The organism is Cupriavidus sp. 09_S30 (assembly GCF_056930435.1).
In genome coordinates this window covers 1,377,375-1,402,262 of record NZ_JBXOWI010000002.1, presented here as the reverse complement: position 1 = coordinate 1,402,262, position 24,888 = coordinate 1,377,375, and the positions used below count along the sequence as shown (strand labels likewise).

Annotated in this window: 18 protein-coding genes, 2 tRNA genes and 2 rRNA genes; 12 read left to right on the top strand and 10 right to left on the bottom strand. The window is 63.9% G+C overall.

The window, feature by feature from the left end; genetic code table 11:
• Positions 1–52: 52 nt before the first annotated feature.
• Entirely contained in the window at positions 53–505 is a 453-nt protein-coding gene (locus AC1Z3O_RS26360) for a VOC family protein (RefSeq protein ID WP_483519004.1), read from the bottom strand.
• Positions 506–1,043: 538 nt separating this feature from the next.
• On the opposite strand from AC1Z3O_RS26360, the gene AC1Z3O_RS26355 reads away from it, so the two are divergent.
• Positions 1,044–1,262 carry a hypothetical protein gene (locus tag AC1Z3O_RS26355; protein ID WP_483519002.1) on the top strand — a complete coding sequence of 73 codons (219 nt, stop codon included), beginning with the start codon at positions 1,044–1,046 and terminating at the stop codon, positions 1,260–1,262.
• Positions 1,263–1,384: 122 nt separating this feature from the next.
• Here the strand turns inward: AC1Z3O_RS26355 and AC1Z3O_RS26350 are convergent, their stop codons facing one another.
• Genes AC1Z3O_RS26350 through AC1Z3O_RS26335 form a run of 4 tightly spaced genes read right to left on the bottom strand, consistent with a single transcriptional unit; the run spans position 1,385 to position 5,459 of the window.
• Positions 1,385–2,167, bottom strand: a complete 783-nt coding sequence (locus tag AC1Z3O_RS26350; protein ID WP_483519000.1) for an SDR family NAD(P)-dependent oxidoreductase — start codon at positions 2,165–2,167, stop codon at positions 1,385–1,387.
• A gap of 59 nt (positions 2,168–2,226) precedes the next feature.
• On the bottom strand, positions 2,227–3,297 hold the full coding sequence (locus AC1Z3O_RS26345) for a phosphotransferase family protein (protein ID WP_483518998.1): 1,071 nt from the start codon (positions 3,295–3,297) through the stop codon (positions 2,227–2,229).
• Positions 3,298–3,323: 26 nt separating this feature from the next.
• Complete coding sequence (locus AC1Z3O_RS26340) at positions 3,324–4,616, bottom strand: acyl-CoA dehydrogenase family protein (RefSeq protein WP_483518996.1); 1,293 nt, start codon at positions 4,614–4,616, stop codon at positions 3,324–3,326.
• 60 nt (positions 4,617–4,676) lie between these two features.
• Complete coding sequence (locus AC1Z3O_RS26335; RefSeq protein WP_483518994.1) at positions 4,677–5,459, bottom strand: SDR family NAD(P)-dependent oxidoreductase; 783 nt, start codon at positions 5,457–5,459, stop codon at positions 4,677–4,679.
• A 142-nt stretch (positions 5,460–5,601) separates the two neighbouring features.
• Between AC1Z3O_RS26335 and AC1Z3O_RS26330 the strand changes: the two genes are divergently transcribed.
• From AC1Z3O_RS26330 to AC1Z3O_RS26320, 3 genes are all read left to right on the top strand, one after another.
• On the top strand, positions 5,602–6,267 hold the full coding sequence (locus AC1Z3O_RS26330; protein ID WP_483518992.1) for a TetR/AcrR family transcriptional regulator: 666 nt from the start codon (positions 5,602–5,604) through the stop codon (positions 6,265–6,267).
• 359 nt (positions 6,268–6,626) lie between these two features.
• On the top strand, positions 6,627–7,727 hold the full coding sequence (gene amrS / locus AC1Z3O_RS26325) for an AmmeMemoRadiSam system radical SAM enzyme (RefSeq protein WP_483518990.1): 1,101 nt from the start codon (positions 6,627–6,629) through the stop codon (positions 7,725–7,727).
• Positions 7,728–7,870: 143 nt separating this feature from the next.
• A complete protein-coding gene (locus AC1Z3O_RS26320) occupies positions 7,871–8,449 on the top strand; it encodes an elongation factor P (protein WP_483518988.1) in 579 nt (192 codons plus the stop codon).
• A 232-nt stretch (positions 8,450–8,681) separates the two neighbouring features.
• Here AC1Z3O_RS26320 and AC1Z3O_RS26315 read toward each other — a convergent pair whose 3' ends face one another.
• Positions 8,682–9,365, bottom strand: a complete 684-nt coding sequence (locus tag AC1Z3O_RS26315; RefSeq protein WP_483518986.1) for a GntR family transcriptional regulator — start codon at positions 9,363–9,365, stop codon at positions 8,682–8,684.
• A 147-nt stretch (positions 9,366–9,512) separates the two neighbouring features.
• On the opposite strand from AC1Z3O_RS26315, the gene AC1Z3O_RS26310 reads away from it, so the two are divergent.
• The 8 genes from AC1Z3O_RS26310 to AC1Z3O_RS26275 all read left to right on the top strand — a co-directional run bounded on the left by AC1Z3O_RS26310 (position 9,513) and on the right by AC1Z3O_RS26275 (position 21,021).
• Positions 9,513–10,508, top strand: coding sequence for a tripartite tricarboxylate transporter substrate-binding protein (locus AC1Z3O_RS26310; protein ID WP_483518984.1), 996 nt, complete (start codon positions 9,513–9,515; stop codon positions 10,506–10,508).
• Positions 10,509–10,532: 24 nt separating this feature from the next.
• Positions 10,533–11,261 (top strand): arylmalonate decarboxylase, encoded by a 729-nt coding sequence (locus tag AC1Z3O_RS26305; RefSeq protein WP_483518982.1) that lies wholly within the window; start codon positions 10,533–10,535, stop codon positions 11,259–11,261.
• A gap of 535 nt (positions 11,262–11,796) precedes the next feature.
• Entirely contained in the window at positions 11,797–12,567 is a 771-nt protein-coding gene (locus AC1Z3O_RS26300) for a DUF2092 domain-containing protein (RefSeq protein ID WP_483518980.1), read from the top strand.
• Positions 12,568–12,577: 10 nt separating this feature from the next.
• Entirely contained in the window at positions 12,578–13,078 is a 501-nt protein-coding gene (locus tag AC1Z3O_RS26295; protein ID WP_483518978.1) for a hypothetical protein, read from the top strand.
• Positions 13,079–13,447: 369 nt separating this feature from the next.
• On the top strand, positions 13,448–15,415 hold the full coding sequence (rpoD, locus tag AC1Z3O_RS26290) for an RNA polymerase sigma factor RpoD (RefSeq protein ID WP_483518976.1): 1,968 nt from the start codon (positions 13,448–13,450) through the stop codon (positions 15,413–15,415).
• Between the two features lie 296 nt (positions 15,416–15,711).
• Positions 15,712–16,311 carry a DUF2760 domain-containing protein gene (locus AC1Z3O_RS26285; protein WP_483518974.1) on the top strand — a complete coding sequence of 200 codons (600 nt, stop codon included), beginning with the start codon at positions 15,712–15,714 and terminating at the stop codon, positions 16,309–16,311.
• A complete protein-coding gene (locus AC1Z3O_RS26280) occupies positions 16,308–18,161 on the top strand; it encodes an Hsp70 family protein (protein ID WP_483518972.1) in 1,854 nt (617 codons plus the stop codon). Before AC1Z3O_RS26285 ends, AC1Z3O_RS26280 begins: the two co-directional genes overlap by 4 nt.
• A gap of 16 nt (positions 18,162–18,177) precedes the next feature.
• Positions 18,178–21,021 (top strand): Hsp70 family protein, encoded by a 2,844-nt coding sequence (locus tag AC1Z3O_RS26275; protein ID WP_483518970.1) that lies wholly within the window; start codon positions 18,178–18,180, stop codon positions 21,019–21,021.
• A 304-nt stretch (positions 21,022–21,325) separates the two neighbouring features.
• Here AC1Z3O_RS26275 and rrf read toward each other — a convergent pair.
• From rrf to AC1Z3O_RS26255, 4 genes are all read right to left on the bottom strand, one after another.
• A 5S ribosomal RNA gene (rrf, locus tag AC1Z3O_RS26270) occupies positions 21,326–21,439 on the bottom strand.
• Positions 21,440–21,551: 112 nt separating this feature from the next.
• A 23S ribosomal RNA gene (locus AC1Z3O_RS26265) occupies positions 21,552–24,429 on the bottom strand.
• A gap of 289 nt (positions 24,430–24,718) precedes the next feature.
• Positions 24,719–24,794, bottom strand: a tRNA-Ala gene (locus AC1Z3O_RS26260).
• A gap of 10 nt (positions 24,795–24,804) precedes the next feature.
• A tRNA-Ile gene (locus tag AC1Z3O_RS26255) sits at positions 24,805–24,881 on the bottom strand.
• Positions 24,882–24,888: the final 7 nt, after the last annotated feature.

Below are 24,888 nucleotides of genomic sequence, written 5' to 3'. Positions count from 1 at the left end.
GGCGCGGCACGCCCCTTCGTGTTTTGGATTCTCCAGTTCATTGCCAAGGACCCTAGCTCGCCGCCATCCCTTTTTCCGCCAACTCCTTCTTCGCGCTTTCGTTCTTGGTCAAATGCGTCAGGCCCATACCGCGCAGAACGTTCGGAGCCTTGGTGAACTGGATATTGTCGTAGCCCACGATCTCGATGCGATTGCCCCAGGGGTCGCGGAAATCCAGAAACGGACCGTCGAGCGACTTGACCCCCGCCGCCTTGAGGGCGGCGCGCGCCGCCTCCTTGTCATCGACAACGAGGCCGACATGCCGGCCGTCATCGGGAGGCTGTTTGCGTCCCGCCTGTAACGCGATGAATTGGTCGCCAAGATCGATGAAGGCCATCGTCTTGCTCTTGCCGCGCAATTGAAAATCGAAGATGCGACCATAGAATGCCAACGCTTCCTCGATATCGCCGACTTCCAGCGCCACGTGGTTGAAGCCGATGGCGCGCGGCTTTTTGGAGTCAACCATTTAACCCTCCTCGTGCTCATGAAGCTGTCGCGGTGGCCACCTTGGCCGGCGGCCCGCCCGGAGACGGCCCCCTTCTGTGCGACACCTTAAGTATGGGAGATTGAAGTCGTCTTGCACTAGGCGGTCAAATAGGATTAGTTCAATCCATTTTTGGATAAATATCGCGCTAGATCTGAACGATCTGGCGATGTTCGTCCAAGTCGTCCGCACCGGGTGCTTTCGCGACCACGCCGCGTGTGTGCGTCCTTCCTGCGAACTCGTACATGGCACGCACCACGAGCAACATCGAACTCAGTCAACCGGTGTGAGCCTCTCGAGGCCTATACTGAACTCAACCGACGTACACCCGCAAGCAGCCGACGGCGCGCCGGCGCATCCGATGATCGTGATGGCATGGGTGCCGGGGCCTAATGGGGCTGCTGGCTGGCAGCAAGATCTGAAGGAATCCAATGCTGGTATATCGCTGACCAGGCAAATGCGATCTGCGGCACATCCGACAGCGTTTCAGTAGGTATCTCCGAATGGCTGCTCAGAGCCCATGCCGCGTAGACAGGGGAATCCCATCATGAGCAATCGCCGCTATGTCGTCACCATCGACCAACCCAGGGACGTTTCCGATGACCAGATGGCCGAGTACATCAAGCTTGCCATCGCCAGTTGGGGCGCCGGACTGGCGCCACCCCCGCCAGACAGCCCGTTCTTCGACCTGGATGTGGAGTCGGTAACGTCCATCAACAAGCACAAGCACGACTCATGAAATGCGGGCCAGTCATAGGCCGCTGCCAACCCAGAAGCGGTCCTTTGAGACGCGCCCCGCTACTGGGCACCCCACGTCGGGGCGGCCCATCGCGTGCCGCCCGTTTCAGGAAACAGGCAACCTCAGGCGTTGCGGGCCATCAGCCCACCGTCCACGGGAATGACGGCACCAGTCAGGTAAGACGCCGCCGGCAGGCACAGGCTCAGCGTCATGTGTGCCACCTCTTCCGGGCTGCCGTAGCGGCGCAGCGCGGTACGCAGGCGCGCGTACTTCTGCTTGTCTTCATCGGGAATGGCGGCAGTCATGCCGGTCAGGATGGGCCCCGGGCAGATGCAGTTGACCGTGATGCCTTCGCGGCCGAGTTCGACGGCGAGCGACCGTGTGAGCCCCGTCACCCCAGCCTTGGCGGCCGAGTAGGCGCTGTGGCCGGGCGTGGCGCCGAGCGCCTCGGTCGAGGCGATGGTGACGATGCGCGCCGCGTCGGACTTGCGCAGCCAGGGTAAGGCCGCCCGCACCAGGCGCTGCTGCGCCGTGAGCATGATGTCCAGCCCCCGGCCCCAGTTCTGGTCGTAGCCGGGGTCATCGATGCGCACGGCAATCGAGATGCCGGCGTTCGACACCAGGCAGTCCAGCCCGCCGAAATGCCCGGCAGCTTCATTGACCACGCGCGTGATGGCCGCGCCGTCCGCCACGTCGAGGGCAAACGCGCGGGCGCGGCCGCCTGCGGCGCGGATCGAGGCCGCCACTGCCTCCAGCGCGTCGGCGCGGATATCGGCGAGCGCCACGCAGGCGCCTTCGTCGGCAAAGACGCGCGCGGTGGCTTCACCCATGCCGCCGGCAGCGCCGGTGACGAGGACCACGCGGTCGCGCAGGGAGCGGCTCAGCCGCCGATAAGGCTGGGTCATGGCAATCTCCGGATCAGGAATGGGGGCGAATGGGGGCATCAGTGCGGGGGCCGTGCGCATCAACGCGGCACGCCACGCGCCTCGATCCACTGCGTGGCGCGAGCGATGAGGTTCTGCGCGGTGGCGTGCAGGCGGTCGCCGGTCTCGCGCGGCGCCTTGCCCGCACAGGCACGCGCATGCGTACCTTCGAGGATGATGCCGAGCTTGTAGCAGGCCAGCACCGCGTACCAGTGCAGGTGCGAGAGGTCGCGCCGCGTGCCTTTGGCGTAGCGGCCCACCAGTTCCTCGGCAGCGGGAAAGCCCTGCCAGGGCTGCGGCGTGGCCGTGCCGACCGACTGCCCATCAGCATCCGGCCAGGTCGCCAGCAGCCAGCCGAGGTCGATGAGCGGATCGCCGGCGGTCGATAGCTCCCAGTCAACGATTGCGGCCAAACCCGGGCCGTCCGGCCGGAACATGACATTGGCGATGTGGTAGTCGCCATGTATCAGCCCGGGCTGGAAGGACTTCGGCCGTGCTTCGTCCAGCCAGCGCGCCACGGCCTTCACGTCACCCAGCGCTTCGGGGCCGCTCCAGCCGGGGTAGTCGCGGTAGCCTTCGAGCTGCGTCCACCAGCGCGGCACCTGGCGTTCCAGGTAGCCCTCGAGCTTGCCGAAGTCGGCCAGGCCGACGGCGTCCAGGTCGACCCGGCCGACCGCGGCGGCACCGTCGGCCAGGGCCATGCCCATGGCGTGGCGCACGGCCGGGTCGGCGGCGTGCAGCGCAGGCAGGCCGGTGGAGACGTTGAAGCCTTCGATGGGCTCCATCAGGTAGAAGGCGCAGCCCAGCACCTCGGGGTCTTCGCAGCCGGCGATCAGGCCCGGATGCGGCACGTCGGTGCCGGCCAGCGCGCCCAGCACGCGGATCTCGCGCCGCATGATGTCGTTGCCGTTCATGCGCGGATGCAGGGGCGGACGGCGCAGCACGTAGTCGCGGCCGGCGCGCGTAAAGCGCATCAGCAGGTTCTGCGTGCCGCCGGCAAGCTGGCGCACATTCTCCAGCGGCCCTTCGCCCAGGCCGCGCTGGTCCATCCAGCGCGCCAGGCGCACCGGATCGGCCAGGGCCTGCCAGTCAGTCTGCACGGATTGGCTCATAGAGGCTGTCCTGTGGCGTTGGCGGGTCAGAGGGACGCCTGCAGGTCTTCGAGTGCGTCGCCATACATCGCCATGGCGCGCTCGCGCTCGCGCGGCAGGTGGTAGGAGGGGAAGACGTCGGTGGTCGGCTGGTAGCCGGCCAGCACCTCGCGGGCGACGGTGACCTTGTGGACCTCGGTGGGGCCATCGGCCAGCCCGAGGAAGAAGGAATTGATCACACTGCTGGCGAAGGGCATTTCGTCCGACACACCGATCGAGCCATGCAGGTGCAGCGCGCGCGCGGCGATGTCATGCAGCAGCTTCGGCATGGCGGCCTTGACCGCGGCGATGTCCTTGCGCACGCGCTTGTAGTCCTTGTATTTGTCGATCAGCCAGGCGGTGCGCAGCACCAGCAGGCGGAACTGCTCCAGCTCGATCCACGAATCCGCAATCTTCTCCTGCACCATCTGCTTGTTGGCCAGGCGCTCGCCCTTGGTCACGCGCGACAGCACGCGCTCGCAGGTCATGTCGAGGATGGCCCGCGCCTCGCCGATCGTGCGCATGGCGTGATGGATGCGTCCGCCGCCCAGGCGCGTCTGCGCCACCACGAAGGCCTGCCCTTCGCCGCCGAGCAGGTGATCGGCCGGCACGCGCACATTGTTGTAGCGGATGTAGGAATGCGAGGCGACCTTCTCAGAACCGAAGCCCACGTTGCGAAGGATCTCCACGCCCGGCGTATCGGCCGGCACGATCAGCATGGAATGCCGCTGGTAGGCCGACGCCTCCGGATTGCTGACCGCCATCACGATGAAGAAGTCGGCGAAGTTGCCGTTCGATGAGAACCACTTCTCGCCGTTGATTACCCACGCATCGCCGTCGCGCACGGCGCTGGTGGTGAAGACCAGCGGATCGGCGCCGCCCTGCGGCTCGGTCATCGAGAAGCACGACACGATCTCGCCAGCCAGCAGCGGCGCCAGCCAGCGGCGCTTCTGCTCGGGCGTGCCGTAGTGGGCGAGGATCTCGGCGTTGCCGCTGTCGGGCGCCTGGCAGCCGAACACGATGGGCGCGAAGCGGGCCCGGCCCAGGATCTCGTTCATCAGCCCCAGCTTGACCTGGCCAAAACCTTGCCCGCCCAGCTCGGGGCCAAGATGGCAGGCCCACAGGCCGCGCTCGCGTACCTCGCGCTGCAGCGGGCGCACCAGGCGGATGTTCGCCGGGTTCTTTACGTCGTAGGGGCTGCCGAGCACGTACTCCAGCGGCTCCACGCGCGTGCGGACAAAGTTGTCGATCCAGTCCAGCTGGGCCTGGAATTCGGGATCGGTTTCAAATGACCAGCTCATGGCGAAACTCCGGAAACAAGGGGATCAACGAAGGGATCAACGAAGCGATCAGAACGGGAATCACGACAAGGACATGCCGCCGTCGACCAGCAGCGTCTGCCCCGCGATGTAAGACGAAAGCGGCGAAGCCAGGAATACAGCCGCACCCGCCATCTCGGCCGGCTGGCCCAGGCGGCCAAGCGGAATGCCCTGCAGCGCGCCCGCCAGCCGTGCCGGCGTAGCGGTAGTCACCTTGGTCAGCTTGGTATCCACCAGGCCCGGCGCGATGCCGTTGACGCGGATGCCGTCGCGCCCCCAGGCCTCGCCGAGCGCGGTGGTCAGCCCCACCACACCATGCTTGGAGGCGCAGTAGGCGGGGTTGCCCATGGTGGAGCGGAAGCCCGCCACCGAACTCAGCGTGATGAGCGTGCCTTGGGTGTCGGCCAGCATCGGTTTGAAGCGCAGGGCGCAGGACATCATGCTGTCCAGGTTCAGGCGCACGACCTTGCTGAAGCCCGCCATGTCGAACTCGCCGCGCTTGTAGAGCACGGTGCCCTGGGCGAGGACGAGAACGTCCAGCCGGTCGAATGTCGAGGGCGCGGCCTCGACGGCCGCCGGGTCGGACACATCCACCTGGGTGTAGCGCAGGCCGGTGAGATCCGAGCCCTCGTCGGCGCGGTAGTCGGCCGCGCTGGCGCGGGTGCCCCAGACGTGCACCGCCGCGCCAAGTTCACGGAAGGCCTGCGCAATGCCATTGCCGATGCCGCTGGAACCGCCGACCACCAGCGCGGTCTTGCCGTGGAAGTCGAGTGCGCTGGCGAACCGGCCGAGGCCGGCAACGAGAGGGGAAGACGTGGATGTCATGGGGGCGCTCCGCCTGGAAACGTCGAATTAGTACAGTGACCTAATTGGGTCACTGTACCATAGCGGTTTCCGGATTCGCATCTCCGTGTTAACCCCAAACCCGGGCGGGAAGCCAGACCCAAACCCGCCCCAAGGCAAGCCCATGCGCGGCAACGAGACCCGAGAACACCTGAAAGCCATCGCCCTGCAACTCTTCGCCGAACGCGGCGTGGAAGGCGTTTCCGTGCGCGACATCCTGGCCGCCGCCGGCCAGCGCAGCGGCGGCTCGCTGCACTACCACTTCGGCGGCAAGGACGGCCTGCTGCGCGAGCTGATCGCCGACGGCGCCCTGCTCTACGACGCCGCGCGCCAGCGCAAGCTCACCGCCCTCGAAGCCGCCACCAGCACGCCGACCCTGCGCGACATCCTCAGGATCCTGGCCGAGCCCTTCGCCGGCGACGCACCCGAGGCCATCGCCCCGCCCGGCTACCTCACGCTGCTCAACTCGCTGATGGTCGAGCACTACGACGCCTTCATCGAAGGCGTGGAAGGCCGCGACTTGGGCTACCGGCGCTGCATCGAGCACTTGCGCTCGCTGCTGCCCGAGGTGCCGCGCGAACTGCTGAACCAGCGCATCCGCCTGATGATGCTCTTCCTCTTCAGTGTGGCCTCCACGCGCGACCGCCCGGCCGAAGGCACGGTCTGGCAGCGCTTCTGGCAGGAGCCGGCCAGCAGGCTGACCCTCATCGACTGCATCGAGGGCATGCTCAGGCAGCCGGTTTCTGCCGAGACGCTGGCGGCAAGCGCCCCGCGCCCGCCAGCGGCCTGACGAGTGGTACGCAGGCCAGATGACTCGTGCCAGAACGATCGTTATGCCTTAGCCTTCAGCCGTCATATTCGCGGGGATCGAAGAATCGCTCGCTGGCCTTGTACCGACACTCTTCCGGAATGGGCACCGGGAGGTCAGCTTCGGCGGCTTGATCGAAGGTCAGCTCAACCTTGATCCGTTGAGGTCGTGGATATCGTCGCGCGCCTTCGCTGGGCCTGCTGCCGATATCCCGGACCTTGGCGACTAAAATGAAACTGTCCGCCCGACAAGATGCTGCGCAAACCCGAACATGCAGCGACGGTGTGCTACCCAGCCGGGAATGAGGATGCAAGGCGCTGCCCCTGAACGGAGGCGGAACCATGAAGGATGCGCCCTCTCCACCGCCCTCTCCGGGAACCTATCCCGGCCGCTACTGGCATTTCCTGGATGACGGCCGCATGCAGTGCGACCTTTGTCCGCGCCACTGCCGCCTGCATGATGAGCAGCGCGGCGCCTGCTTCGTGCGTCAGCGGCTAGGTGGGCAGATGCTGCTGACCGCCTATGGACGCTCGTCGGGCTTCTGCATCGACCCGATCGAAAAGAAGCCGCTCAACCACTTCTACCCGGGCAGCGCCGTCCTGTCGTTCGGCACGGCAGGCTGCAACCTGGCCTGCAAGTTTTGCCAGAACTGGGACATCAGCAAATCACGCGAGATCGAGACCCTGGCCGACGAGGCCGCGCCCGTGGCCATTGCCGAAGCGGCGGCGGCCAACGGCTGCAAGAGCGTGGCATTTACCTACAACGACCCGGTCATTTTCGCCGAGTACGCGATGGACGTAGCCGATGCCTGCCACGAAATGGGCGTCATGGCGGTGGCGGTGACTGCCGGCTATATGGGTGCACAGGCACGAGGCGATTTCTACAGCAAGATGGACGCGGCGAACGTCGACCTGAAAGGCTTTACCGACGTTTTCTATGTTGCCTACACCGGCGCGCACTTGCAGCCGGTGCTGGATACGCTCCAGTACCTGAGGCACGAAACCAAGGTCTGGCTCGAGATCACGACGCTGCTGATTCCGGGCAAGAACGACAGTGATGAGGAGATCCGCGCCGAGGCCAAGTGGATCGCGCAGGAACTGGGCACCGACGTCCCGCTGCACTTCACCGGCTTCCATCCCGACTACAAGATGCGCGACGTGCCGCCGACGCCGCTCTCCACACTTGCGCGTGCCCGCAAGCTCGCCATTGAGGCGGGCTTGCATTATGTGTACACAGGCAATGTCCACGACACTGCAGGCGCAACCACCTATTGCCCCGCCTGCCACGCACCGCTCATCGTGCGTGACTGGCATGCCATCGAGAGCTACCGCCTCACGGCCACCGGAACCTGCCCCGACTGTCTTGCGCCGGTCGCAGGTTGCTTCGGGCATTTCGAGCATCACTTCGGCCGGCGGCGGATTCCTCTGCACCTTGGCACATAGGCCGAAGGTGCGCCGCACAGCGCTACGTTGGCCAAACCCAAGCGCCAGAATGACCGACGGCGGTCGTGCCCGGCTCATTGTTGGCGGTCCGCTGCGGTGCTAGGCTGGAGTTGTCATCTTGGCGCCCAGGCGGAGACGAGGAAATGGTCGAAGCTTCCGGATTGAAGTCGGGCATGGTCATCCTGCTCGACGGCGAACTTCACAGCGTCACGAGCACCGGGTATCACGCCGGCGGTGGCCAACAGGGGAGCGCAGTCTTCACCAAGGTGAGGAACCTGAAGACCGGCCACGTCAAGGAATTGCGCTTGCACCCAGGCGACAAGCTCGAAGAGGTCGTGCTCGATCACAAGGAGATGGAATATCTGTACACGGATGGCGTCGCCTTCTACTTCATGAATCCCGACACCTTCGAACAGATCAGTCTGCCCTCGGAAACCATGGGCGCATACGAAAAATTCCTGCAGCCCAATATGCGGATCCGGGTGCAGCTCTACGAGGGCGAGCCAGTCACCATCGCATTCCCCCCTGCGGTCGAGTTAACCATCGTATCGACACCGCCGGGCCTGCATGAGCATGAATCTTCTACCTTCAAGACCGCCCGGCTCGAGAACGGCATGGAAATTCTCGTTCCGCAGTTCATCAAGGAAGGGGACACGGTGCGAATCGAGGTCGCTTCAGGAAAATACCTGGAGCGGGTAAGGCGAGAGACGCGAAAATCGTGACTTCTGTGTCTTCTGGATCTTCTCGCCGCCCTCTTCTGCCGCTCACGCGCAGCCGGTGCTGATCACTAGTCCACTGAATCATTGAAATGGGAGGTGAAGGACATGCCAGGCGGGAATCAGCGCTAGGCGCAAAGCGCAGCAATAGCTGTGCTATTGCGAGCATTTGCAACGACGCGATGAGCCCGCATGGCATGGCAGGCACCGACCGATTTCAGTGATTCAGTGGACTAGGCTACCGCTCCGCGGCAAGCAGGCCATCAGGGATGCGCGTGACAAACTCGGCGAACTCCCGGCCGCCGATGGCGATATGGTCGATCATCGCGAGCGCGGCTTCAGCGTCGCGGCCGGCCAGCACGGCCTCCAGGACCCGCTCATGGTCGGCCCACGACTTTTGCATGCGCCCCGGAACCTGGAAGTGATCCTGTCGGTAAGCCTTGGTGCGGCGCCGGATGGCCACGATCTGCTCGACCAGGTAGCGGTTGAGGCAGGCCTTGTACAACAGGCCGTGAAACTCGGCATTCGCGATCTCATAGCCCGCGGGGTCCTCCGCATCCACGAATTGTCGGCTCGCTTCGTGACTGTCCTTTAGGGCTTGCTTGTCCTGCGCGCTCATCCGGCGCGCGGCGAGCTTGGCGCAAGCGCCTTCGAGCTCCGCCAGCAATTCGAACATGGCAAGCAGTTCCTTGATGGACATGCGGGCAACGTAAGTACCGGAACGCGGCACGATCTGCACCAGCCCTTGCGCCGCCAACTGCAGCATCGCCTCCCGGATGGGTGTCCGCGAGACGTTGAACTGCTTGGCCAGGGCGCCATCGTCCAGGGGATCGCCAGGCAGGTACTTGCCGGAGTTGATGTCCTCTTCGATCTGCCACCGGATTTGGTCGTTGATGCTGGCCGTGGCCGCATTGAGCTTCATAAGTCACCAGTCTTGTGCCTTGCGCTGCGGCAAGTTGCCTTCCGTGAAATTTTATCACGCAGGTTAAAAATATCAGATAGCATCTGGAAAATATCTAAAGGCCGGCGCGACCCCGACGCCAGATGGCCGATAACACGGAGAGGAGACATGACTTTGCAACGGAGTATGCGCATCTGCGCGCTGCCCTGGCGGATCGTTCGCGGCGCGGCACTGCTGGCAGCCACCGGCCTCGCCTGCAGCGCCAGTCCCGCTGCGGCACAACCGCCCATCAAGCTGATCGTCGCCTACGCGCCGGGCGGCGGCGTGGATGCGGCGGCGCGCCTGGTTGCCCGGTCCATGCAGCAGGCCTTGCAACAGCCGGTCGTGGTGGACAACCGGCCGGGCGCAGGCAGCATCATCGCGGCCAAGGCCATGATGTCCGCGCCGCCAGACGGGCTTACCCTCTTCATGGCTGATAGCGCGCTGCTGCTCAGCCCGTATCTCTACGACAACGTCAAGTTCTCGATTCAGGGCAGCTTCGCGCCGATCGGCATGGTTGGCAAGGTGCCGCTGGCGATTGTCGGCTCGGCGGATTTTCCTGCCGCAACGCCAGCGCAACTGCTTGCGCAGGCCAAGAGCGCCAATGCCCTCTCCTATGGCACGCCGGGCGTCGGGACACTGCAGCACTTGAGCGGGGAACTTCTCAAGAGCAGCACACACGCCAACCTGACGCACGTGCCCTATCGCGGCGGCGCCCAGGTCATCAACGCCCTGCTCAGCAACGACATTCCCCTCGGCATCGTCAGCTTGACGTCCGCCCTGCCACAGCTTGGCGCTGGCAAGCTCAAGCTGATCGCCCTCATGTCAGAGAAGCGGCTGAAGTCCCTGCCCGCCACCCCCACCATGGCAGAGACACTGCCCGGATTCAGCGCCACGCCGACCCTGTTCATGATCGCCCCATCCGGCATCCCCCCTGCGACCGTGGCGCGCCTGAACCTGGCCCTGCGCGCTGCGCTGGCGGACAACGCGATCGCCGGCCCGCTCGACGCCCAGGGCATCGTGCCCGAGTCCAGCACCCCCGCGGAACTGAGCGCATGGATGCGTGCCGAGGAGGCCCGCTGGGCCGAGGTGGTACGCAATGGCAGGATTTCAGGCAATCAATAAGATTCACCACGAGGATTCACCACGATGTCGACCACGAAAACCATCGGCCTCATCGTCCCGCCTGCGGCCGGACTCGTACCAAGCGATGGCCCCAGCCTGTATGGATCGCGCGTCAGGTTCATCGCCCGCGGCCTCGGGCTGGGCGAGATCTCCCCCGACGGCTTCGACGCCGTCGTCAGGCTGATTCTGGACAAGGCCCTCGAGCTGCGGGATGCCGGCGCAGAGGTCATCTCGCTGATGGGCACCTCTTTAAGCTTCTATCGCGGCGCCGCTTTCACTGACGACCTGCGCGACCACCTCCAGGAAGCCACGGGACTGCCCTGCACGACCATGAGCCATGCCATTGTCGCCAGCCTGCGCAAGCTGGGCGTCAAGCGGGTTGCCTGCGCGACGGCATACACGGATACGCTCAACGCGCGCCTGTCCGACTACCTGCTCAGCTCGGGGTTTGGGGTCGCCGCGGTGCGCGGGCTCTCGATCGTCGGCGTAGACGCTGTCGGCCAGGTCCCGCCCAAGACATTGATCGCGCTGGCAAATTCAGCCCACCAGGACGACCCAAGCGCTGACGGCTTGCTGATCTCCTGCGGCGGGCTGCTGACACTTGATATCCTCGCGCCGCTCGAAGCGCAACTGGGCGTCCCGGTTACCTCGAGCTCTCCCGCCGGCTTCTGGGACGTGGTGCGGCTCGCAGGCGTCGACCCGTCCTCGCAGGGCCACGGCCGGCTGTTCTCGATGGGCGAGAACCGCGCCTGAGCACGCCCCCACCGAAGCCGCGCCCGGCGGGCGCGGCCCCGGGGCAGCTACCTTCATGCCCACGCCACGGCATCGCACGGCACCGAGGCAATCTCCAGTTGCACCGATGGCCGCGCTCTACCGCGTAGGCTCAGCGACAGACAGCCTAGGGAGATGACGATGCTTCTGCGAGGCTCGTCTACTGTACTCAGCAAGCGGCACTGGACTGGGATTACCTTGTTTCTCGCCGCAGCACACTCTATGTTTCCAGGAAAAGCGCACAGCCTCGCGAGGTGGCCCGGTGTTCTGCTTGAGAAGGGAAACGACCTCACTGAAACGGCTGGCGCGGGAGAGGCCTGAGCTTCGATCGTCTAGCATCCGACGCTAACGACCAGCTTCTCCATAAAAGAACCATGAATTTTCCGCAACGGGATGCCGGGGGATGACCTGACATCGGGCGGCCATGCTCGATTGGGAAGGCAGCGTGACCGATTTATGTCCGACGGCAGGCCGTCGAGATTGCTGTGATTGTGGCCTCACAACCCCGGAGACAACCATGAAACGGAAGATTCTGGTGCTCAGCCTGTTGGCAATATCGCTCGCGGCGCCGGCGGCCTATGCACAGACTGCACCAACCGGCACGGCCCAACCCGCCGCAAGCGCCGTTGATCCAGGATCGATCCAAGCCTTGAAGGAGATGGGCGTCTACCTGCAAACCCTGCAACGTTTTCAGGTGTCGAATCAACTGACCGGAGAGCGAGTTCTCGCCGATGGCCAAAAACTGCAACACTCGGCAAGGGCGGATCTTGACGTCGCCCGCCCGAATAGGTTGCGCGTCCGGATGATGACCGCCACTTCCGAGCGCGAACTCATCTACGACGGCAAGACTGTCACGCTCTTCCAGCCCGAGCAAAAGTATTACTCGTCAATCGAACTCGTTGACACGCTCAATGGTCTGGGCAATCGGCTGCGAGAACGGTACGGCGTGGAACTCCCCTTGGCCGACCTCTTCGTATGGGGTACACCGGCCGCGCCACTGGACAAGATCGAGTCCGCGATGAACGCCGGCCAGGATTTCGTCGGCAATGACATTTGCGATCACTATGCCTTTCGCCAGGGCAACATCGACTGGCAGATCTGGATCGCCGCCGGCGGCAAGCCACTGCCGCGCAAGATCGTGATCACCAATCGCGCTGACGAGGCTCGTCCGCAATCGGTCTCCCTGATCACCTGGAATCTGAAACCGAATTTCACGGACGCGGTGTTCACGTTCACTCCACCCAAAGGGTCTTCGAAGATCGAGATCGTTCCTGTGAAAACAAAGTAGGGGCGCCAACATGAAAAGGGCATTCAGCAAATTGCGTCTGGCCCAGTCAGCCGCGCTTATTCTGGCCAGCTTGGTCTTGGCGCCTGTTGCGCAGGCATACACTGGCGGCGGTCGCGCTGCTGGCGGCGGCGGTGGCGGCGCTCGCGCGCAGGCGGCCACTGCGGGTGGCACCAGGCAGACTGCACAGGTCAATAACAGCCGCGCCGACGTGCGTACCAACAATGTCCGCAATACCAGTGTCAACAACGTCAACAACGTCAACGTCCAGAAGAATGTCAACGTGAACGTCCAAGGGAACAGCGGCTGGGACAACGCCTATCATCCCGTCGCGACCGCGGCGGCGGTTGGCGCTACCGTTGCCGTCACTTCTGCCATCGTTGGGTCGATGGTCAGAACCGTGCCGGCAGGGTGCGTTCCCGTCAACTACGGCGGCGTTGTGTATCAGCAATGTGGTACTACCTGGTATCAGCCTCAGGCAGGCCAGTACATGGTGGTGAATCCGCCATATTGATGGCTCGGCCGTTTCGTGGCACCGGGCTCATCGTCGCGCGCTTACAACGAGCCCGTTCCCCCTCGACACTTGGCCGGAGTTCGTCTTCCATATAGGATCGAGAACCGCACACGCGGGCGCCCTGTCTAACCACTTTTCGGCTGCTCTGGCGGGCTGCCAGGCAGCATATTCCACCCTGTTTGCGCGACCAGATGTGCTGCGACGCACCAGGGGTTGTAGAATACGGTCCCCGGCTGAAAAACCCACAGCGCCCAAGTTCGGACCCTGGGCACACCGATACCCATCACGAGCCTTTGCCGCAGTCCATAGAACTGCGCCCAACGGTGCGCGCTGCAGTCGAAAAACGATTGACCAAGGAAACAGCAGTAAATGACGAGTGGCGCACAACGAACGGCATCTAAGGCAGGCGAAACGGCGGCAATCAAAAGCCTCGGCGGAACGAGCGCAGGAACCAATGCGCGGTCCGATTCCCCGCTGGAGATCGCCGAGCGCAGCCAGCAGCTGCGCGCGCTGATCCAACTGGGCAGGCAGCGTGGATACCTGACCCACGCGGATATCAGCGACCATCTTCAAGAGAACGTCACCGACACGGCTGCGATGGAGAGTGTCGTCAGCACGTTCGCCGAGATGGGCGTGAAGATCTACGAGCAGACGCCGGATGCCGAGACGCTGCTCCTGAGCGATAACGCCGTGGTGGCCGCGGACGATCAGGCCGATGAGGAGGCCGAGGTAGCGCTGTCTACCGTGGACTCCGAGTTCGGCCGGACGACCGATCCGGTGCGGATGTATATGCGCGAAATGAGCTCGGCAACCCTGCTCACGCGCAAGCAGGAAGTCGAGCTCGCCAAACGCATCGAAGGCGGCCTGAACGACATGATTCATGCCATTTCGGCCTGTCCGTCCACCGTCGCCACGATTCTCGAGCTGTCGGCCCGCGTCGCCAGCAATGAGATGAGCATCGACGATCTGGTCGACGGCTTGAGCGACGAGAGCATCTCGGAAACGAACGAGACCTCGGCGACCGCCGAAGCGATCGAAAGCAGCGACAGCGCGACCGAGGACGAAGGCACGGAGGACGCCGACGACGAAGACAGCGCCGAGCAGAGCCGCGAATCCGACCTTCGCGAGCTGCGGGACGAGTGCCTGAAGCGGTTTGCGCACGTCGCCGAGCATTTCGAGCAGATGCGCGCCGAAGATGCGGCCGATGGCGCACGCTCGGAAGCCTTCCTGTCCGCACGAGATGTGGTGCGCGACGAATTGCGCACGATCCGCTTCACCGCGCGCACCATCGAGCGCCTGTGCGCCGACATCCAGGGCATGGTCGACGATGTGCGTTCGGTCGAGCGCCAGGTACTCCAGCTGCTCGTCGAGCGGTGCGGGATGGCGCGCGAAGACGTCATCGCCCGTTTCCCCGGCAATGAGACCAACCTCGCCTGGGGGCGGGACCTTGCCGGCGAAGGCCGCCCGTACAGCGACGCGGTCACCCGGGCCCTGCCCGACCTCGAGTCGCATCAGCAAAAGCTGATCGACATCCAGGCCCGGGCGGCGCTGACGCTGCCCGAGCTGAAGGCCGTCAACCGCAAGATGCTGGCCGCCGAGCGGCAGATGCGGCAAGCCAAGCATGAGATGACGCAGGCCAACCTGCGCCTGGTGATCTCGATTGCCAAGAAGTACACCAACCGCGGGCTGCAGTTCCTGGACCTGATCCAGGAAGGCAATATCGGCTTGATGAAGGCGGTGGACAAGTTCGAATACCGCCGCGGCTGGAAATTCTCCACCTACGCGACGTGGTGGGTCCGCCAGGCGGTCACGCGAGCCATCGCCGACCAGGCCCGCTCCATCCGCGTCCCGGTCCATATGATCGAGCAGATCAACAAGCTCAATCGTTTCGCGCGCGAGATCATGCAGCGCACCGGCAAGGAAGCCGATCCGGCCGAGCTCGCCGAGCGCATGGACATGCCGGAAGAGAAGATCCGCTCGATCCTGCGAATCGCCAAGGAACCGATCTCGATGGACACGCCGGTTGGCGAGGACGGCGATACCAACCTGGGCGACATGATCGCGGACTCGGATACGGCCACGCCCGCCGACGCCGCGATGCAGGCGGGCCTGCGTGCCGCCGTGAAGGACATGCTCGACCAGCTCTCGCCCCGCGAAGCCAAGGTGCTGCGCATGCGCTTCGGCATCGATATGGCAACCGACTACACGCTGGAGGAAGTCGGCAAGCAGTTCGATGTCACGCGTGAGCGCATCCGGCAGATCGAGAGCAAGGCGATGAAGAAGCTGCGGCATCCCAGCCGCGCGGATCAGCTGATGACCTATCTGCGGGACAACTGATTCGCCTCGGCGGCGTTCGCGGCCGCCCCCCCGCCGCTACCCCTGACAAGGGGTAGCGGGCCGCTTTGCGGGCAAATGCCCCGTGAATCGGCTGCCTGGCGTGCATGTTAGGGCAAAATCCTGGGCTGGGAGGCCCTAGGGGCCAAGAACAAAGAGGCTGACGCCCGCATCGCGCCTCGGCCAGCCGGACCGCCTCGGTCCGTGGGCCTTATCCGGCATCGCGCGGCCTCGCGCGGCGTCGCGCGGTGTCACGAAGAGGCAGCTCGTCCTTTAAAACCGAGCACACAGGAGATTTCATGACTGACGCGAACCTATCTTTTCTCGGCAGGATCTCGCTTGCCGTAGGCACCTTCTTCCGCATCCTGGGCGACCGCGAATTCGCAGTCGGAGTCAGCCAGCTCCGTGACGGCAAGCAGCCCGCTCCCGCATCCGTGGCCCCGGTATCGGCACCCACACCTGCACCCGCACCGGCGCCTGCCCCGGCAGCAAAGGCTGCCGCGCCCGTGCTGAAGGAAGCGAGCCCGGCCGCGGCCCTCCAACTGCTGGGTCTGCTGCAGCGCGACGCGCGCTTCGTCGACTTCGTCGAGGAGGACATCGCCGGCTATACCGACGCGGAGATCGGTGCCGCGGCCCGCCTCGTACACGATGGCTGCCGCACGGTGCTGCGCGAACATTTCACCATCCGCCCGGTACGCACGGAAGCCGAGGGCAGCCGCGTGACGCTGCCCGACGGCTTCGATGCCACCGCCGTCCGCCTGACCGGCAATGTGGTGGGCAGTGCGCCCTTCCATGGCAGCATCAGCCACCGCGGCTGGAAGGCCGAGGAGGTGCGCTTGCCCCGCCTGGCCGAACGCCATGACGCCACCGTGATCGCCCCCGCCGAGGTAGAGCTATGAGCGAAGCGCGCTATTTCATCGGCATCGACCTGGGCACCACCCACAGCGCCGTCTCCTACGTCGACCGCGCCGCCAGCGATGGCGAGAAGACCAGCCAGGGCGTCCTGCCCATCACGCAGCTCACCGCGCCCGGCGCGATCGAAGACATCGATCTGCTGCCTTCCTTCCTGTACCTGCCGCACGCAAGCGAACTCGCCCCGGGCGACCTGGCGCTGCCATGGAACACGGAGCGCGACTTTGCCGTGGGCGAGATGGCCCGCAGCCGTGGCGCCGCCACGCCGATTCGGCTGGTGTCGAGCGCGAAAAGCTGGCTCTGCCACGCGGGGGTCGACCGCAGGGCGCCGATCCTGCCCAGCGATGCGCCGCCCGAAGTGCAGCGCGTCTCGCCGCTCGAGGCTTCCGTGCGCTATCTCACGCACCTGCGCGAGGCCTGGGACCAGGCCCACCCCGAGGCGCCATTCAGCGAGCAGGACATCACCGTAACGATTCCCGCCTCGTTCGACCCGGCGGCCCGGGAACTGACGGCCGAGGCGGCCGCAGCGGCCGGCTACACCCGCCTGACCCTGCTGGAGGAACCGCAGGCCGCGCTCTATAGCTGGATCCAGAAGAGCGGCGGCAACTGGCGCAAGCAGGTCAAGGTCGGCGACATCATCCTCGTGGTGGATGTCGGCGGCGGCACCACCGACCTGTCGCTGATCGCCGTCATCGAACGCGACGGCAACCTCGAACTGCACCGTGTTGCCGTGGGCGAGCACATCCTGCTCGGCGGCGACAACATGGACCTGGCGCTGGCCCACATCGTGGCGCGCAAGCTGGCGGCCCAAGGCACGCAAGCCGACCCGTGGCAACTACGCGCGCTGACCTATGCCTGCCGCGCAGCCAAGGAAACCCTGCTCACCGAGCCGGAGACCGAGGCCGTGCCCCTGGTCGTGCCGAGCCGCGGCTCCAAGCTGATCGGCGGCTCGATCCGCACCGAACTGACCCGCAGCGAACTGACCCACACCATCCTGGAAGGGTTCTTCCCGCAGGTGGAAGCCTCCGCCCGGCCGCTCAGCCGGACGCGCGCCGGCCTCACCCAGCTCGGTCTGCCCTATGCGCAGGATGCAGCGGTCACGCGGCATCTGGCCGCGTTCCTGGGCCGCCAGGTGGCGGCACTGGGCGAACTCGACGGCATGCAAAGCGCGCAGCCGGACGGCGCCACCTTCCTCCACCCGACCGCCGTGCTGTTCAATGGCGGCGTGTTCAAGTCGGGCCTGCTGGCGGACCGCATCCTGCAGACGCTCAACCATTGGCTCACTGCCGAAGGTGCGGCGCCGGCCCGCCTGCTCGATGGCGCGGAACTGGATCTCGCGGTGGCGCGCGGCGCCGCCTACTACGGCTACGTGCGCTGCGGCAAGGGTGTGCGCATCCGTGGCGGCACTGCACGCTCCTACTATATCGCCGTGGAATCGTCGATGCCCGCCGTGCCCGGCTTCGAGCCGCCCTTGCAAGCACTGTGCGTAGCACCGTTCGGCATGGAGGAAGGCAGCGAGGCCGCGCTACCGCCGCAGGAATTCGGCCTGGTGGTGGGCGAGCCCGTGCATTTCCGCTTCTTCGGCTCGTCGGTGCGGCGCCAGGACCAGGTCGGCACCCTGCTGGATTTCTGGGGACCGGAAGAACTGCAGGAACTCGAAGAGATCCAGGCCACCCTGCCCACCGAAGGACGAACCCCGGGCGAAGTGGTTCCGGTCAGGCTGCATGCGCGCGTAACCGAGACCGGAACGCTGGAACTCGAAGCCGTGCCGCGCGGCAACGGCGAACGCTGGAAGGTAGAGTTCGACGTGCGCGGCAACGCGCATGCAGATACCTGAGCGGATACCCAGGCCGATGACTGATCCGAAGCCTCAACCAGCCGACGGCTCAGCGACGAAGCAGTACATCGTCGGCATCGACCTCGGTACCAGCAACACGGTCGTCGCCTATGCCGAGGCGGGGTCCGACGAAATCCACGTCTTCGGCGTCGACCAGCTGGTCGGCCTCGGCGAGGTCGCGGCGCCGCCTCTGCTGCCCTCCGTGCGCTACCATGCCGCGCCGGGCGAGCTGAATGCGGACGACCTGCAGTTGCCTTGGCAATCCACGGCGCGCGCCGGCGCACGGACCGTGGTCGGCCGCCTCGCCGCCACGCTGGGCGCGCAGGTGCCCGGCAGGTTCGTGGCCAGCGCCAAGAGCTGGCTGTCGCACGCCTCGGTCGACCGCACCGCACCGATCCTGCCATGGGGCGCGGACGACGAGGTCGGCAAGATCTCGCCGGTCGCCGCCAGCGCCAGCTACCTGGCGCATGTGGCCGCGGCATGGAACCATCGCTTTCCCGAGACCCGGCTCGAAGACCAGGACGTGGTCCTCACCGTGCCCGCCTCCTTCGACGAAGGGGCACGCGCGCTGACCCTGGAGGCAGCGCGCATGGCCGGGCTGCCCGCCCTGCGCCTGCTCGAAGAGCCCCAGGCGGCGCTCTACGACTGGCTGTTCCGCCATCGCCAGACCTTGGGCCAGGACCTGGCAGAAACGCGCCTGGTGCTGATCTGCGACGTGGGCGGCGGCACGACCGACCTGACCCTGATCCGCGTGGACATGCAGGACGGCCAGCCGCAGCTGACGCGCATCGGCGTGGGCAACCACCTGATGCTCGGCGGCGACAATATGGATCTCGCCCTCGCGCATCTTGTCGAAGCGCGCCTTGGCCCCGCGCAGGCGCGCCTGTCGGCGAGCGGCCTGTCCCAGCTCGTCGCGCGCTGCCGCGACGCCAAGGAACAACTCCTCAGCGCGCAGGCACCGGACTCGGTCACGGTGACGCTGCTGGGCGCAGGCTCCCGGCTGATCGGCGGCGCACGCTCGGTAGAAGTGACGCGGCAGGAGATCGAACAGCTTATCGTCGATGGCTTCTTCCCCAAGGTGTCGTCCAGTGAACGGCCGGGGCGTGCACGCGGTGCGATCGTCGAGTTCGGCCTGCCCTATGCGGCCGATCCGGCCGTCACCCGCCATGTCGCGGCATTCCTGAGCCAGCACGCGGCGCAAGCGCGCGCGGCACTGGATGCGCCGCAGGCGCAGGCATCGGCCCAAGCAAACGACGATGCCTTGCCGATGCCTGACACCCTGCTGCTCAACGGCGGGGTGTTCCGTGCCGATGCCCTGGCCGGGCGCATCGCCGACGTGCTGGGCACATGGCGCGGTACGCCGCTGCATGTCCTGCACAACGACGGCGCGGACCTCGCCGTCGCGCGCGGCGCCGTCGCCTACGCGCGAGCGCGTACCGGATTGGCTCCGCGCATCGGTGGCGGCTCGCCGCGCAGCTATTTTCTCGTTCTCGATGCGGATGCCGACGGTGCATCGGGGCAGCAAGGGATCTGCCTGCTGCCACGAGGCACGGAGGAAGGCCACGAGATCCATCTCGATGATCGTGTTTTTGCCTTGCGGCTCGGGCACCCGGTGCACTTCCACCTGGTCTCCTCCGTCGCCGACACGGCCTATCGCCCGGGCGAGCTGACGGATCTGTCGACGGGTGACTTCATTCGCCTGCCGCCGATCGCCACCGTCGTGCAAGCGCGCGGCGCCGGCGGGGCCCGGGAAACACAGGTGCAGCTCACCACCTCGCTGACCGAGGTCGGCACGCTGGAAGTCCACTGCATCGAGATGGCGAATGCGGCGCAGCGCTGGCGCCTCGAATTCCAACTGCGCGGCAACGACGCCGAGGCGGCCGCACCGGCCACAGACGGGCTCCACCCGTCCCTGCCACGCGCCATCGAGGCAATCGATCGCACCTTCGGTGCCCGCTCGCACGACGTCGGCCCCAAGGAAGTCAAAGGGCTGCGTGCGCAGCTGGAGCAATTGCTGGGCGCCCGTGAACAATGGGACAGCGCCCTGCTGCGCGAACTGTTCGGCGCGTTCTGGGAACGGGCCCGGCGCCGGCGGCGCTCGGCTGACCATGAACGCCTGTGGCTGAACCTGGCCGGCTACAGCGTGCGCCCGGGCTTCGGCTACCCGCTCGACGCCTGGAGAGTCGAGCAGCTTTGGTCGCTGTACGAGCAGGGCATCCAGTACGTCAATGAAAGCCAGAACTGGTCGGAGTGGTGGACGCTGTGGCGACGCGCCGCTGGCGGCCTGGACGAGAGCGCGCAACTGCGCCTGCTGGACGAGATCGCCTTCTATCTGCAGCCGCCCAAGAGCACGCTCTACAAGCGGCCCGCCGGCCCGGCCAGGATGGGCTATGCCGATATGGTGCGCCTTGCCGGATCCCTGGAACACATCCCGGCGGAACGCAAGATAGAGACTGCCGAATGGTTGCTGGCCCGGCTGCACAAGCCGTCGGAAAACAGCCAAGGCTGGTGGGCGGTGGGCCGCATCGGGGCACGCCGGCCCTTCTATGGCAGCGCGCACAACGTCGTGCCGGCCGAGGTCGCCACGCAATGGGTAGAGGCGATCCTCGCGCTCGACTGGAAAAAGGTCGAGCCGGCCGCCTTCGCCGCCGCGCAAATCGCGCGCATGAGCGGCGATCGGAGCCGTGACCTGCCGCCCGAAATCCGGGCCACCGTCGTGCAACGGCTGGAAGCCGCCAACGCGCCGCAAAGCTGGATCGCCATGGTCCGCGAGGCCGTAGATCTCGATGCCGCCGACGAAGGACGGGTATTCGGAGAGGCGCTGCCCGCGGGCCTGAAACTGATTGCAGCAGGAATCTAGCACGCAGCACGCGGCGCACCACGTGTTCGACCGCGTGCCCACGTGCTCAATCCAGCAATAAATCCCTCTCCCGTCGTCCTCGCGCAGGCGGGGACGCAGCGGCTTTTGTTAACAGCGCCACTCAGCCCAGGACGCCAGCGCGCTGCTTACGCCCACCGTCCGAACCAACCTCCGGAAATCCAATCTTCCCGCCGTCGCATGGCGCGGCTGGCAGCCGTTTCCGAGAGCCTGGCTGCTCGCGAACGGCGCGCGCAAAGCAAAACCCCCCAGTCCTTTCGGATCTGGGGGGTTCTGGGAATGGAGAGCCTGGCGATGACCTACTTTCACACGGGTAGTCCGCACTATCATCGGCGCAAAGTCGTTTCACGGTCCTGTTCGGGATGGGAAGGGGTGGTTCCGACTCGCTATGGTCACCAGGCATAAGGGGTTGCTGCGCCGGGGTTGAGCCGTCGCAGCGAATAGGGATGTAGTCTTGGTTGTGAGGTATCGGCACAGAGGCGATACGTCAACCAGTGAAACACACTGGTTATAGGATCAAGCCTTACGGGCAATTAGTACTGGTTAGCTTAACGCATTACTGCGCTTCCACACCCAGCCTATCAACGTCCTGGTCTCGAACGACCCTTCAAGGAGGTCAAGCCTCCAGGGAATCCTCATCTTCAGGCGAGTTTCCCGCTTAGATGCTTTCAGCGGTTATCTCTTCCGTACATAGCTACCCTGCGATGCCTCTGGCGAGACAACAGGTACACCAGCGGTACGTCCACTCCGGTCCTCTCGTACTAGGAGCAGCCCCCGTCAAGATTCCAACGCCCACGGCAGATAGGGACCAAACTGTCTCACGACGTTTTAAACCCAGCTCACGTACCTCTTTAAATGGCGAACAGCCATACCCTTGGGACCGGCTACAGCCCCAGGATGAGATGAGCCGACATCGAGGTGCCAAACACCGCCGTCGATATGAACTCTTGGGCGGTATCAGCCTGTTATCCCCAGAGTACCTTTTATCCGTTGAGCGATGGCCCTTCCATTCAGAACCACCGGATCACTATGTCCTGCTTTCGCACCTGCTCGACTTGTCGGTCTCGCAGTTAAGCACGCTTTTGCCATTGCACTTTAGGTACGATGTCCGACCGTACCAAGCGTACCTTCGAACTCCTCCGTTACACTTTGGGAGGAGACCGCCCCAGTCAAACTGCCTACCATGCACTGTCCCCGACCCGGATTCACGGGCCAAGGTTAGAACCTCAAACAAACCAGGGTGGTATTTCAAGGACGGCTCCACCGAAACTAGCGTCCCGGTTTCAAAGCCTCCCACCTATCCTACACAGATCGGTTCAAAGTCCAATGCAAAGCTACAGTAAAGGTTCATGGGGTCTTTCCGTCTAGCCGCGGGGAGATTGCATCATCACAAACACTTCAACTTCGCTGAGTCTCGGGAGGAGACAGTGTGGCCATCGTTACGCCATTCGTGCAGGTCGGAACTTACCCGACAAGGAATTTCGCTACCTTAGGACCGTTATAGTTACGGCCGCCGTTTACCGGGACTTCAATCAAGAGCTTGCACCCCATCATTTAATCTTCCGGCACCGGGCAGGCGTCACACCCTATACGTCCACTTTCGTGTTTGCAGAGTGCTGTGTTTTTATTAAACAGTCGCAGCCACCAGTTTATTGCAACCCCTTCACCCTTCTGGCGCAGGCCAGTCAAGCTACCAGGGCGTACCTTATCCCGAAGTTACGGTACCAATTTGCCGAGTTCCTTCTCCCGAGTTCTCTCAAGCGCCTTAGAATACTCATCTCGCCCACCTGTGTCGGTTTGCGGTACGGTCTCGTATGACTGAAGCTTAGAGGCTTTTCTTGGAACCACTTCCAATTGCTTCGCGACCTGAGTCGCTCGCCCCACAGCCTTGAATTACGCGCCCGGATTTGCCTAAGCGCCTTCTCCACTGCAGGGACCGGGACTTCCAACACCCGGACAACCTTCCGCGATCCGTCCCCCCATCGCATCATACGACGGTGCAGGAATATTAACCTGCTTCCCATCAGCTACGCATCTCTGCCTCGCCTTAGGGGCCGACTCACCCTACGCCGATGAACGTTGCGTAGGAAACCTTGGGCTTACGGCGAGGGGGCCTTTCACCCCCTTTATCGCTACTCATGTCAGCATTCGCACTTCTGATACCTCCAGCATCCTTTACAAGACACCTTCACAGGCTTACAGAACGCTCTCCTACCACGCACTTGCGTGCGTCCGCAGCTTCGGTGACTGGCTTAGCCCCGTTACATCTTCCGCGCAGGACGACTCGATCAGTGAGCTATTACGCTTTCTTTAAAGGGTGGCTGCTTCTAAGCCAACCTCCTGACTGTTTTAGCCTTCCCACTTCGTTTCCCACTTAGCCAATCTTGGGGACCTTAGCTGGCGGTCTGGGTTGTTTCCCTCTTGACACCGGACGTTAGCACCCGATGTCTGTCTCCCGTGATTGCACTCTTCGGTATTCGGAGTTTGCTATGGCGGGGTAATCAGCAATAGACCCCCCAACCATGACAGTGCTCTACCCCCGAAGGTGAGACACGAGGCACTACCTAAATAGTTTTCGGAGAGAACCAGCTATTTCCAGATTTGTTTAGCCTTTCACCCCTATCCACAGCTCATCCCCTAACTTTTCAACGTTAGTGGGTTCGGTCCTCCAGTACGTGTTACCGCACCTTCAACCTGGCCATGGATAGATCATCTGGTTTCGGGTCTACACCCAGCGACTGAACGCCCTGTTCGGACTCGCTTTCGCTACGCCTGCCCTAATCGGTTAAGCTTGCCACTGAATGTAAGTCGCTGACCCATTATACAAAAGGTACGCCGTCACCCCCGAAAGGGCTCCGACTGTTTGTATGCATGCGGTTTCAGGATCTATTTCACTCCCCTCCCGGGGTTCTTTTCGCCTTTCCCTCACGGTACTGGTTCACTATCGGTCGATCACGAGTATTTAGCCTTGGAGGATGGTCCCCCCATCTTCAGACAGGATTTCACGTGTCCCGCCCTACTTGTCGTACACCTAGTTCCACAACGCTGTTTTCGCATACAGGGCTATCACCTGCTATGGCCGGGCTTTCCATCCCGTTCTGCTAACAACACTGCTAAAGAGTACAAGGCTCTTCCCATTTCGTTCGCCACTACTTTGGGAATCTCGGTTGATTTCTGTTCCTGCAGCTACTTAGATGTTTCAGTTCGCCGCGTTCGCTTCCCTTGCCTATGTATTCAGCAAGGGATGACCCATACGGGCCGGGTTTCCCCATTCGGACATCTCCGGATCAAAGCTTGTTTGCCAGCTCCCCGAAGCTTTTCGCAGGCTACCGCGTCCTTCATCGCCTGTGATCGCCAAGGCATCCACCACATGCACTTGTTCGCTTGACCCTATAACGAGTGTGTCTCAAGCTTGCGCTTGAAACGGTTCGCTACAGGTTGAGTTCTCGCATTTGTGCCGTATTCCAAGTCATCTTTCGATCACTTAAATACTTTGGTTGATACAATCACAACCCGGTATCACGTTAAACTACATGCGCGTCTCATCAACGCGCCGTGACACCTTTACTACATCCCATATTGTTAAAGAACAGCCGATGTCTTCACATCGCTTGGCCAATGCCAAATGCAAGCACTCAACGCTAAGCGCTTGCATTTGGCTTGTCCAACCCAAGGTCGATGGTGGAGGATGACGGGATCGAACCGACGACCCCCTGCTTGCAAAGCAGGTGCTCTCCCAGCTGAGCTAATCCCCCCGCGATAACTTGGTGGGTCTGGTAGGACTTGAACCTACGACCCCCGCCTTATCAAGACGGTGCTCTAACCACCTGAGCTACAGACCCTTGGCTG